Here is a 12,096-nt window from a genome sequence, read left to right as displayed (position 1 = left end):
CTAAAACTTCTATGTCTGGGACTCAGGAGGCTAGTCTGTCTAAAAGACAAGATGACAAAAATAATTAATACTTGACCGAAACGATTCAACATATTAGATTATCAGAACTGAATAAACAAATTCAGACTGTAATTGAAAGTAACTTCAATGATTTAACATTATGGGTAATTGCTGATATTACAAACCATAGCTTCAAAGAAAAAACTAATTATCACTATTTTGATTTTGTTGAAAAAGCAGAAGACTCAAATAAATTAATAGCTAAAATTTCAGGTAAAGCTTGGGGAACAGGTTCATCTAAAATCAAAGATTTTGAAAGAATTACAGGACAAAGATTCACAAATAATATTAATGTACTTGTAAGAGTAAAAGTTAATTACCACATTGAATTTGGCTTATCATTAGATGTAAAGGACATAGACACAAATTTTACGATTGGTGTTTTAGAACAACAGAGGCAAGCTACACTTGCCAGCTTAGTTGCAAATAACCCGGAAGTTATTGCAAAAGTTGGGGATAGGTATGTCACAAGAAATGGCAAAATACCTTTACCAATGGTTATACAGCGAATTGCTGTTGTTGCTTCCAAAACATCCGCTGGTAATGAAGATTTTAAGCATACTCTTTTAAATAACCCATATGGTTTCAAGTTTGATATACACGATTATCACACGGTTGTTCAAAACGAAGCTAACGCACAACAATTCTTAGAAACATTAATTGATGTATTTAAATCAAATATTAAATACGATGTAGTTGTTATTAATCGTGGCGGAGGAGCTCAAACGGACTTTCTTATTTTTGACAATTATAAGATTGGTTTGGCTGTTGCACGTTTTCCAATCCCAATTATCACAGGTATTGGTCATCAAAAGAACGAAACTATTACTGACCTGATGGCACATACACAAACAAAAACACCCACTAAAGCAGCAGAGTTTATAATTACCCACAATAAACAATTTGAAGATGAAATATTAAATTTTCAAAAGTCGATACTGATAAAATCACAGCAAATATTTTCAGTATATTATCAAAGTCTTACTGGGTTAAATACTTCTATTATAAATAAATCTCGAACATTACTGAATGATTATAAAGACAAATTAGTTTTGAATAATCAATTAGTAATCAATAAAACAAAAACATTGCTGTTTCAAAATAAGAGTAGCCTATCTTTCATTGTATCTACTTTAGTTTCAAAACCCATAGTTATTACGAGCAATAGATTAAATGATCTTGCAAATACTGTAAGTAATATCAGTTCTTTCAAAACATCGTATCTAAGGAATCAAAGAGGTTATTTGGGGCATTTAGTTTCTGTAATTAACCTTATGTCACCAAAGAATATTTTAAAGAAAGGATTTGCTATTGTCAAATACAATGGGGAAATAACAAGCAATCCAGATGAGTTAAGCCCTGGTTCTGAAATGGAAGTTATAATGATGGATAAATCAATAAAATCGACTATAAAATCAAAATCAAATTACAATGGAAGTGAATTTAACCTATGAAGCAGCGTATAAAGAATTGGCTCAAATTGCAAAGGATATAGAAAATGAAACTGTTTCAGTTGATGTGTTGGCTCAAAAGGTTAAACGTGCATCGGAATTGATTACATTCTGCCAAACTAAATTGAAATCGACGGAAGCTGAAGTAAATAAAATCATTTCCCAAATGGAAAACACAAATAAGGGCTAAATAATTTTGTTTTTTGCAAAGAAAATATCAGCATTACTTAGTAATCACTACCAATTTTAACTGAAGGATATAATATGGCATATTATAATATCTGTGATAATCTCAATACAAATAAAACTGTTTCTTTATTGAAAAACATAGTCTGCAAATAAAATAAGTCACTTAATGAATTTTATTTTAAAATACCTACACTTTTCACACCCAACTGAAGAACAGGCGAATGTTCTTAAAGCAATGGAGGATTTTGTTTCGCCAGAGAATCAATTTGATTTCTTTGTGCTTTGTGGTGCGGCAGGAACAGGTAAAACATCTATTACTGCTGCCTTAATCGGTTATTTGAATGAATTAGGTAAACCATACAAAATATCAGCACCAACAGGGCGAGCAGCAAGAATTCTTGGACGAAAAGCAAAAACCACAACATCAACAATTCATTCTATGATTTATGCACCAAAGGCAGACAATGAAACAGGAAAGGTCACCTTTAAATTGAAATTAGGATACAATGCTAACCAGACAGTCTATATTATTGATGAAGCTTCTATGATTCCAAAAGATGTTGACAAAGACCAAAATCTATTTCAAGTAGAGAAAGGTTTGATTTATGATTTAATTGCCTATATCAAAAAAGCAAACGTAAACAACAAAATTATTTTTCTTGGTGACCGATACCAGCTTCCGCCAATCGATGAAGCTGAATCTTATGCATTGAACAAAGAATTCCTCGAAAGGACATTTAACCTCAAGGGCTACTCTTATCTATTGACTGAAGTGAAAAGACAGGAAGACGGCAGCTATATTCTTGAGAACGCAACAGATATCAGGCAAGCTATTGACCGAGGTGAAAAATCCTATCCAATTAAAGGTATTCAAAACAGAAATATATACACAGCAGCAGACAAATACGCAGCAAACGTCAAAAGAGACGGACTTGAAAATCAAGTAGCCATTGGTGTTTCTCATAAAGCCAACAATTTTTTCAATGACTTGGTGAGAGAAAGAATATTTGGAAAAGCTAAAAAGATTCTCGAGCAAGGCGACCTTCTAATGGTGACACAAAACTGGTACCGAAACGGAATCCAGTTATACAACGGTGACCACGTTGAGCTTCTATCTGTCGATTGGAATTTACAGGAACAGGTTGCAGGACTTCATTTTGTTGCGGTTAAAATAAAAGTACTATTCACCGAAACTGAAACTATTATTGAAGACTATGCACTTTTAGAATCTGTCTTATCTCTCGGTGGAGTTTTAGATGGAAAACTGGAAAACGAACTTCGCAGACAACGATACACCAAGAATAAAATTTTTAGAGAAAGCAATATGCCTGGTGATGACAGATATGTTGGAGCTTTAAGACTTACCTATGGTCACGCAATAACTTGTAACAAAGCTCAAGGCGGTGAATGGAAAAAAGTTTTTATAAACACAATGGGCATTCCTTCATTGAAATGGCAATACACAGCAGTAACAAGGGGAATAAATGAAATTGAGAAATTCTGATACCCCGTCCTATTTGCAATCACATTGATACAGCTTTTTATAAAATGAAATACTGAGACTTTATAAAAGACCTTGAAAGTTAAATCAGCGAGAATTAAATTTTACATAATGCCCATAACATTTGATGAGATTATTCAACTTAAAAAAAAATGACTGTAATAAGCAGAAAGTAAAGCCACGGTATAAATGGAAGCAAATTTGAAATTGTGAATTGTGTTTAAAAATAAAAATATCTTTATTTTCTAAAGAAAAACTTTTTTAATTGATAGTTAATAAATGTGATTATTTTTTTGCGTTTCCCATTGGCTTTAAGTATGTCTGAAAGTTATTTTACTCGACATTTAACTAGCCCTTTTTAAAAAACCCAAGAACCATTTTTTCTCAACGAACAACTACTAACATAAGACAATGTATTGGTGGATAGAATTAAAAAAGCAAAACAAAGTAGGTTCTGTATTGGACTTAGTAGTGGAAAAAAAAGTTCCACCTAGCTTTCTATTCTTTAATATTTCCGGAAAAGCTCAAGGGTTACTTCATGTTTCGGAACTCAATTGGAACTTTGGTTTATGTCAAACAGACTTTAGAAATATAAAAGTGGGTTCAACTCTAAAAGTTAATGTAATCGGATTTGACGATAAATATAAAAAGGTTCATCTCAGCAGAAAAAATTTGCCGATAATTGAGAGGCCCTGCGAATCAACTGCATGGAAAATGCTTTCGTTGAAAAAGGAAATTATTGCTACAGTTTTTGAAGAATACAGAAACAAAGTAATCGTTCAACTTAATTCGGGATTATTTGCAACTATTCCATTACTTGAGAACAACAGATACACTATTGGAGATAAGATTCATGTCATTCCAATTAGAAAAAATTCTGAACTAAATATAATTGAATGTACCCTTCGAGAAGTATCAGCATTAACGCAGAATCAAACTAACGAAGTAATTAAAACTTTCAAAGAGCAAACAACACCTAACTCATTCTCTACTTCTGAATTTTATCTTAATTCATATCAACAACTTTCAGAATCTCTTTATTGGAATTATTTCAGCCAAGAAGAAAAGGATATATTCAAATCGCTTTTTGAGAAAACTGAAAACCTATTTTCAAAAGTTGAAAAAGGGGAAGAACCAATTTACTTTGAATTTGATTTTGACTATAATGCATACAATGATTTTGTTAGAAATATTGCACCAGCAGTTTTTGAATTCGATAAACTCCCAGAAAAATTTACAGAAAAAGATTTCCTAAGTGAACTCAGCAAATTCGGATTTTGGTTTACACAGTATGACTTCCACAGAAAAATAGAAGCCACAGAGCAAAAATATACTGAAAAAAGTTTCACATTATTTAATGAAACTGTTTCAATTAGAGGAATAGTTTCTGATGAAGGCTCATTAAAAATTAGACTCATTAAGGCAAAAGTTAAAACCGAATCACTTAGAGAAAAGCAAACCGCTTTAAAGAATTATGATGTGTTCTACATCAACCGTCCAATAATATTCTCTCAATTTGCACCAGTAAATACAGCCAATAAAAAATTTGTTGAATCAATTGATAACAAAATTTTAGCATTTAAGCTTTTTGAAGTTGCTAAAAATAAATCACTTGATCTTTTGCAGCAACAAGGAAAAGAGTTCAAGATATTCTCCAACTTTTTAGAATCACAAATTGACTTTGAAATAAAAGCAAATGACGAAACGGAATTAAAAATAGTTGACTGCAAATTAGACTCAGCGATACAAACGGAAGGAATTACTTTCATTGGAAAGGCATTTGGAGAACACAAACTAAAACCTGATGATAAAATTTCGATTTCCATTGAAATAAAAAAAGATAAGATTCAAAGAGTTGGAATTGGTTCTGTTTTTTCAAAAAGTGAGAAGGAAATAAAAATAAAAAGCAATATTGAAAATTTTGATCTTGTAAAAGGTGGGGTAATTGTAAAAAAATTATTCAGTGTTAAACAATACGATATTCAGCTTTCAGTATTAAATAAATTCTTTGCTAATAAATTACCACTTGACAATTTCTACAAAATTTTCCATGACAAAAATGGTATTGAGCCACCAGAGAGAGTTGATATAAAATTTATTAATCCAGTTTTTCAAAATAAAAACAATCCACAGACACAAGCTGTAGAGAAAGCGGTTGGCAATAAAAATATTTTACTAATTCAGGGTCCACCAGGAACGGGGAAGACAACAGTAATAACTGAAATTGTAAAGCAGCTAATCAAGCGAGGTGAAAAGATTTTAGTGACCAGCCAAACACATATTGCAGTAGATAACGTACTTGAACGAATAAAGAATGATTTAAGTATAAACATTGCTAGAATTGGAAGTATTAATTCTGATTCAATTTCAGATTTTGCTTTGCCTTATTTTTTGGATGAAGCAACAAAGAAGTTTTCCGAAAAGGTTCAGAAAATTGTAGACATAAAGATAGAAATTCTTAACCACCATAATATGGGCAAAGATATTTCGCAATTATCAAAACAAGATTTTGAATTGCCTTTATCGTTTGATTGGGAAAATATAAAGGACTTTATAATCCTGATCCAATCTTCAGATTTAAAACAAACCACTCTATTTAGTGAAACTTTGGAACATTGGAAAAAAGTTATAGCTAAAACCCCCAAACTCTTAACTAACCTTTTTTTACAAAACCTAAATGTATTATTTGGAACTTGTATTGGCATTGCAACAAACAAAGAAATTGAGATAAGCGAAATCATTTTTGATACAGTTATTCTTGATGAAGCAGGCAAGGCAAATATTTCTGAAACCCTCACTGCAATATCGAAAGCAAAAAAAATAATACTGGTTGGTGACCATAAACAATTACCACCATATCTTGATAGCGAAAGAGTTGAGTACTTTAAAAAATTCTCTAAAGATATTAGGGAGCAAAAAACAAGTGATTTTGAAATTAAGCAAGCATTAGGAGCAAGTTTTTTTGAATTTCTGCAAAAAGAAGGAGTGTTAAATAATGAAAATAAAATTCTTTTATCAGAGCAGCACAGAATGCATCCAGACATTGGAAATTTTGTATCACAATCCTTTTACGATTCAGAATTATTAAACGGTCAGCATACCCATCAAAATGTAATTCCTTTACCTGAACCATTTGACAAACAAATAATTTTCATTGATACATCTTCTGACAATGGTTCAGCTGAAACTTTCAAAGACGGCTCATATTTTAATCAGGTTGAAGCTGATCTTATCGTTAATAAAGTAATTCCAGAACTTGACAGAAATAATATTAGTCTCAATTCATATGCGATTGTAAGCCCTTATTCCAAGCAATGTGAACGAATTAAAGAAATGCTTTTTGAAAAAAACCAATCGACTTTTAATTCTATTGAGGTAGCAACACTTGACTCATTTCAGGGAAGGGAACATGACATCATAATTTTTTCATTTACTCGAAGTGCAGTTAGAAATAGAGTGGGATTCCTTGATGATGCAAGAAGATTGAATGTGGCATTTTCAAGAGCAAAGAAAAAGTTGATTCTAATTGGTAATAAAGAAACCTTGACAAGCAAGTACTCTCATTACGACTCTTATTACACAAATTTATTTGACAATCTTTGGCGGTATGCAAGTAAATACGGAGAGACATATAGGATTAATGAACTTGACTTCAAAAGATCACAAACTCATTTTCAAGTTGGACAGGTTTTGAAAGCATCAATAAATAGATTTGAGAGATATGGTGTGTTAGTCAATTTAGGAAGAAAGCACGGTTTGATACCTAACTCTGAATTAAGCTGGAAATACTTTAAAAATTCAGCAGATCTCTTTAAAATTAATCAGGAAATAGATGTAAAAATTATTCAAATTAGTGAAATGGGAATTTTGCTTTCTCACAAGGAAACAATTCCACGGTTAAACTTAACAAATAATTATTTACCAAAACCAGGTCAAGCAGTAAAAAGCGATGATAGAAAATTTGATCTTTTCAACAAAGAATTTAAAGCATTAGATGTAGTTGAGGGGACTATCACAAAAATTATTGAAGGTAATCTGCCTTCAATAAAAGTTATTGTAGCGTTGAAATACGGAGTTGTAGGTATTTTCTATACATCTACTAAAAATAATAGAGTTAAAGTAGGAAATAAAATCAGAGTTGAGATAAATAAAATTGACACCCCCAAACAAACAGTAAAATGTAAAATCAAGTTATGATTCACTTCTTTCTAAATATTGAAAAGTTTTATGAAGCAGAATTTGAAAAAGGTTTTGAAGTTCAAGCAGTGGCATGTATTGAATATCCCATCATACATGTAATTGCTAGGACACTTGAAACAATGGAAGAAGAATATGACGAGCTGGATAAATTTATTGTGCAGGCAGCCAACATACATGACGGATTTTCAATTCAGCAATTTTCTGAATTGACCGGATTGAGTGAAGGGGTTTTTAGATACCGAGCAGAAGAACTTGTAAAGCAAGAATATATTTCATTTCAAAATCAAATTATTAAACCTATAGCAAAAGGATTTGATTTCTTAAATAAACCATACTTTGAAAGAGAGATAGAGAAAACCAGGTCATTTATTTTAGATGGAGTAACACATGAGCCACTAAAAAGTTATTTCTACAAAGAAGGAAAAGAAAATTTAATTTCAGAAGATGAGCGAGATTCTTGGGGTAACAAAATTTTTAAACCTGCAATAATTCATAACCCTCCAACTAAAAACCTTACAGAACTTATTCTCAAAATTCCTATTGATGAAAGAATTAATTACAGTATTCCAACACATTTAAAAGAAATTAAGGATTACGATTTTATTTTAATGACCTACCCGTTACCTATTGTATTATCAAAAACAAAAGACGGAAAAACATGCAAAAAATTAATTGATGGTTTTACAAAATCGGAAAATGAAGAAAATATTGCTTTTTGGCAAAAGAAATTGAAGGATGAAATTGCCAAGACAGAAGTAATTGTTGACGAAAAAGACATAGAACGTGATGGAGTTAAATCTAAAACGATTCGATTCAAAAGTAATTGGGGAAATACTAGATCAGCTATTGACGGAAGAATTTACAACATAACAAAAGTTAATTTGATATATTTTATTCAAAAACTTTACGGTCTCGCAACAATAAATGAAAACAATATATTTCTTGACGAAAACGAAATTAGAATTAAGGTTGACAAAAAATTTTTCGAATCAGATGGTGCGGACAAAATAAAAATACTAGAAGCATGTGTTAGAGGCAGAGACTATTACAGACAGTATCAAGGTATTGGAATTTGGCTTGTTTTTATAAAAGTTGTTATAGCTGATAAATATATTCATGAACTTATTGAGTTACGTAAATTGTTGGAAGTTGAAAAGTCAATAGTGAATTTGATTTTACATTATAAGAAAAACTTTAAGTCTCTAAGACAAAATTTAATTGCTATTGAGAGGTTAGACATTCTTGAAAAGTTGGACATTCACTTATTCCTTCATTCACGTGAAACAAATTTTAATCAAAATTATTTGACATTACAAAATGAGTAAATTTATCTCAAATAATGGAAAGTTTTCAGGTGGCTATTTTGTATTGAACAAAGCAGTTGAAGAAAAATCATTTGAAAGCGGACAAGGTTTTTATGTTACCTGTAAAACAGATAAAGGGCTTTTGAATTCAATAGTAAATCTCATTAGTGAGGCAGAAAGCTATATTAAAATATGCTCATTCATCATTGACAACAAGCAGATTGTTGAAACCCTGATAACTAAATTGAAAGAAGCGAAACTTTCTGTTTTCATCTTAACAGCTGTTGACGATAAAAATATTAAAAGCGACATGTTGGATAAATATGAAACTGCTGAATTGTCAAAGTCTAGGCATTTTGAGTTCATAGATGCACTTGTAAAGGCTGGAGCACATGTAAGAGCATCTTCAAATGCACATGCAAAATTTGTAATCAAAGATGGTGAAGAAGCTTTGCTCATGTCAGCCAACCTTACTGAACCTTCGCTTAGTAATAATGAAAAGGGAAAAGCACCAAATGATGAAAGTGGAATTATAATTGATAAACATGACGAAGTCAAAATATTAGAACGAATTTTTGATTCAATATTCCTTTATGGAACCGAGTTTAGGCGATTTATAAATCTTAGTGACAATACTCAATTGATTGGCAAGAATGAAAATGATATATGCAAATCAGATTTTCCTGAAAGCAATACCAATGTAATTTGGTCTTATGATAGATTCCACCATTCAATATATGAGAATCTTAATTCTTTTATTGCTAATGCACGCGAGACAGTTAACCTTTCAACTTACAGTATTGTAGAACTAGATAACCTTTCAGAACTTATAAATGCTTTTAAAATATTCCTAAATGAAAAAAAGGGTAAGATAAAAATATATTGCAGAGCAATGAACCATCGTTATGACCATATTGCTGCTTGTAAAGAATTATCTGAATTAGGAATTGAAATTTATGGAGACATGTTCAATCATTCAAAAGGAATTTCAGTTGACAATAGGGAGGGAATAATTTTTACTGCCAATATTGATGGAAAGCATGGATTGAAGGATGGCTTTGAAGTTGGGTATAAGATTGATAGTTCACATATTTCTTTTGAGAAATTCAATTCATTTTTGAACTATCAAATTCAATCAGCACCATTTGTTTACAAATTATCTCCTAATAAAACTGATCTGTTTGACTTCTATAAATTTTGGTATGACGAAAAGGAAATAAAGGTAGCATCAATTTTTCCTGAGATATTTGAAATAAAATTCAGGTCAAATGCATCTTTTGCAAATGAGTTTGAAGAATTGATTTCCAACAACCCTATTTTCTTCACACCTTTAAGCCGTCTTGATACAAAAGAAATTCAATTAAAAATAATGGGGAAAGCATACTTACTTGACAAATTAAATGAATTTACATTTGTTGTTAAGAAGAAATTACACTTCAAAGATATTGTGAAGGGTGAAGAGTATATGCTTTTCTATAACAAAATAAACTTGACGAAATATGAATCTTGAAAAATTAAATGAGAATATAAAACATTGGATTGAACTTTCAAGAACAGGGAAACCTGATCAAGCAGAAAGGTTTTATTACGACCATATTTTTGATTTAGTAATTGAACGGTTTACTGAAAAGTATTCTCAAAACAGAGAAGGCGAATTACTTGTTTCATTACTTGGTTTTAGTCCAGAGCCAATTATTCTAACTGCAAAAGCAATTAACCCTGAAACTCATTTGATTATTTCAAACCCAGTCAAAGAAGAAATTATTCAAATCCTTGACGAGTATTTAGAAGCCAATTACAAACTTGTAGTTCTTGAGAATGATGATTTCCAAACTATCTACAAAACTATAAAAGAAAGTTTAAGCGATTATCCAACAAGAAACATTACGATTGATATTACAGGTGGAAAAAAATCAATGGTGGCCTCAGCAGCAATCTTTGGAAAAGATTATGGTAGCAGAATCGTGTATGTTGACTTTGCTGAATATCTCAAAGATTTGAGAAAGCCGATACCTGGAACAGAGAAATTAAATGAAGTTTACAATCCGATTAAAGACCAACCTGAAAATAATGATTTAAGATGAAACATCAAATAACATTTGTTGGAGGGCAGTTGTTGCCTGTTCTCGTTGGAATAAAAGAATTTGCGCCCGACAAAATTCACTTTATTGTTTCGGAAGAATCAAAAAGCAAAATCAGTTTGATTAAATCATTTCTAACTGGTAATACATTTTCTGAGAACATTTGCAATCCGTTTGAGTTTGCTTCTATCAAGTCAATTTGTGAAGAAATACTAAACAATATTGATCAAAATGATGATGTGCAATTTAACTTAACTGGAGGTACAAAGATTATGGTGTTGGCAGCACAGTCATTAATAATTGAGAGGAATTTGGATGGTTTTTATATTAATCAAAACGATACTCTATTGCAATTACCATCCTACTCTACTCGAAAGCTTACTTCACAAATTACAGTGAAAGAGTTTCTAGAAATAAGCGGACATAAGTTGAGTAGATCAAAAACCATCAGTGACTTTTCTTCTGATGATTTTAAGTCAATTGATATAATTGATAAATTCACAATGTCGCATGATAGACTTATTTTAGAAATCAATTCTAAGGTCAGAAAAACATATGATAAACTCAATAAAATACCTACAGCGGGACACCTTGCAATAAATCAACAAGCCAAACTTATCTGGACAGACAAAAGAATTTCAGTTGAGTTAAATGGAAATGAAGTTTTCAAGATTCAATCTCCTAATGTGAGAAGTTTATTTTTCCATGCCTCATGGTGGGAACTTATTGTAGCAAAGGAAATTTCTCTTTGGCCCAAGGCAAAAGAACTTCTCATACAGTGCGAACTTCCTTTCAGAACAGATTCCTTCATTACCAAAAATGAAATTGATGTGCTAGTTAATTTGGGAGGCAAACTTATTTTCATTGAATGTAAATCGGGAAATGTAAATCAAGAGGACATCAACAAAATGAGAATTGTAAAAGATACTTACGGTGGAATTATTTCTAAATCTCTTTTGGTTTGTAGGTTTAGGCCTAAACCTACAATTCTTGAAAAATGCAAAGAGTTAAATATTGATGTTTTCTTTTGCAATGCTGGAAGAACAACAGTTAATCCACTAAGTAAATTAATAAATGCACTTGATAAACTTGAAAAGAAATTGACAATATAAAAAGCCACAGCACAGGTGTAAGCACATTTGCAAACTCAAGCAAAGGAGAAAGCTTGCAAAAAAGGTTCCATTTCTTTTAGACGCAACAAAATTGTATTTTAAAATCTGCCACTTGACTTACCAATATATTTTCGTCAATGATATCTTAACTCATTCGGGTTATTGTTATACATAAGGACGACAGAATATCAGCTCATG

The 12,096-nt window shown here is 31.3% G+C and carries 8 protein-coding genes; all 8 read left to right on the top strand.

All coding sequences use genetic code 11. From position 1 onward, the window contains the following. Positions 1-71 precede the first annotated feature (71 nt). Positions 72-1,514 (top strand): exodeoxyribonuclease VII large subunit, encoded by a 1,443-nt coding sequence (xseA, locus tag F777_RS0102530; RefSeq protein WP_026750668.1) that lies wholly within the window; start codon positions 72-74, stop codon positions 1,512-1,514. Next, positions 1,492-1,701: an exodeoxyribonuclease VII small subunit gene (xseB, locus tag F777_RS0102525; RefSeq protein ID WP_026750667.1), complete on the top strand. Its 210-nt coding sequence runs from the start codon at positions 1,492-1,494 to the stop codon at positions 1,699-1,701. Before xseA ends, xseB begins: the two co-directional genes overlap by 23 nt. A gap of 165 nt (positions 1,702-1,866) precedes the next feature. Beyond that, on the top strand, positions 1,867-3,204 hold the full coding sequence (locus F777_RS0102520) for an ATP-dependent DNA helicase (protein WP_037369056.1): 1,338 nt from the start codon (positions 1,867-1,869) through the stop codon (positions 3,202-3,204). A 408-nt stretch (positions 3,205-3,612) separates the two neighbouring features. Then, entirely contained in the window at positions 3,613-7,398 is a 3,786-nt protein-coding gene (locus F777_RS0102515) for an AAA domain-containing protein (RefSeq protein ID WP_026750665.1), read from the top strand. Continuing rightward, entirely contained in the window at positions 7,395-8,726 is a 1,332-nt protein-coding gene (locus F777_RS0102510; RefSeq protein ID WP_026750664.1) for a hypothetical protein, read from the top strand. The genes F777_RS0102515 and F777_RS0102510 overlap by 4 nt, the downstream gene beginning before the upstream one ends. Continuing rightward, positions 8,719-10,215, top strand: a complete 1,497-nt coding sequence (locus F777_RS0102505) for a phospholipase D-like domain-containing protein (RefSeq protein ID WP_026750663.1) — start codon at positions 8,719-8,721, stop codon at positions 10,213-10,215. The genes F777_RS0102510 and F777_RS0102505 overlap by 8 nt, the downstream gene beginning before the upstream one ends. Beyond that, positions 10,205-10,789: a DUF1887 family protein gene (locus F777_RS0102500; RefSeq protein WP_026750662.1), complete on the top strand. Its 585-nt coding sequence runs from the start codon at positions 10,205-10,207 to the stop codon at positions 10,787-10,789. Before F777_RS0102505 ends, F777_RS0102500 begins: the two co-directional genes overlap by 11 nt. Further along, the gene (locus tag F777_RS0102495; RefSeq protein ID WP_026750661.1) at positions 10,786-11,898 is read left to right on the top strand and encodes a PDDEXK family nuclease; all 1,113 of its coding nucleotides are present in this window, start codon (positions 10,786-10,788) and stop codon (positions 11,896-11,898) included. The genes F777_RS0102500 and F777_RS0102495 overlap by 4 nt, the downstream gene beginning before the upstream one ends. Positions 11,899-12,096: the final 198 nt, after the last annotated feature.

This window comes from Sediminibacterium sp. C3 (assembly GCF_000508085.1).
In the GTDB taxonomy this organism is placed as follows: Bacteria; Bacteroidota; Bacteroidia; order Chitinophagales; family Chitinophagaceae; genus Sediminibacterium.
This window is presented reverse-complemented; position numbering and strand designations above follow the sequence as displayed.

Excerpts from the sequence above, each read along its gene's own strand:
- xseB (WP_026750667.1), top strand. The coding sequence starts at position 1,492 with ATGGAAGTGAATTTAACCTATGAAGCAGCGTATAAAGAATTGGCTCAA.
- F777_RS0102520 (WP_037369056.1), top strand. The coding sequence starts at position 1,867 with ATGAATTTTATTTTAAAATACCTACACTTTTCACACCCAACTGAAGAA.
- F777_RS0102515 (WP_026750665.1), top strand. The coding sequence starts at position 3,613 with ATGTATTGGTGGATAGAATTAAAAAAGCAAAACAAAGTAGGTTCTGTA.
- F777_RS0102510 (WP_026750664.1), top strand. The coding sequence starts at position 7,395 with ATGATTCACTTCTTTCTAAATATTGAAAAGTTTTATGAAGCAGAATTT.
- F777_RS0102505 (WP_026750663.1), top strand. The coding sequence starts at position 8,719 with ATGAGTAAATTTATCTCAAATAATGGAAAGTTTTCAGGTGGCTATTTT.
- F777_RS0102500 (WP_026750662.1), top strand. The coding sequence starts at position 10,205 with ATGAATCTTGAAAAATTAAATGAGAATATAAAACATTGGATTGAACTT.
- F777_RS0102495 (WP_026750661.1), top strand. The coding sequence starts at position 10,786 with ATGAAACATCAAATAACATTTGTTGGAGGGCAGTTGTTGCCTGTTCTC.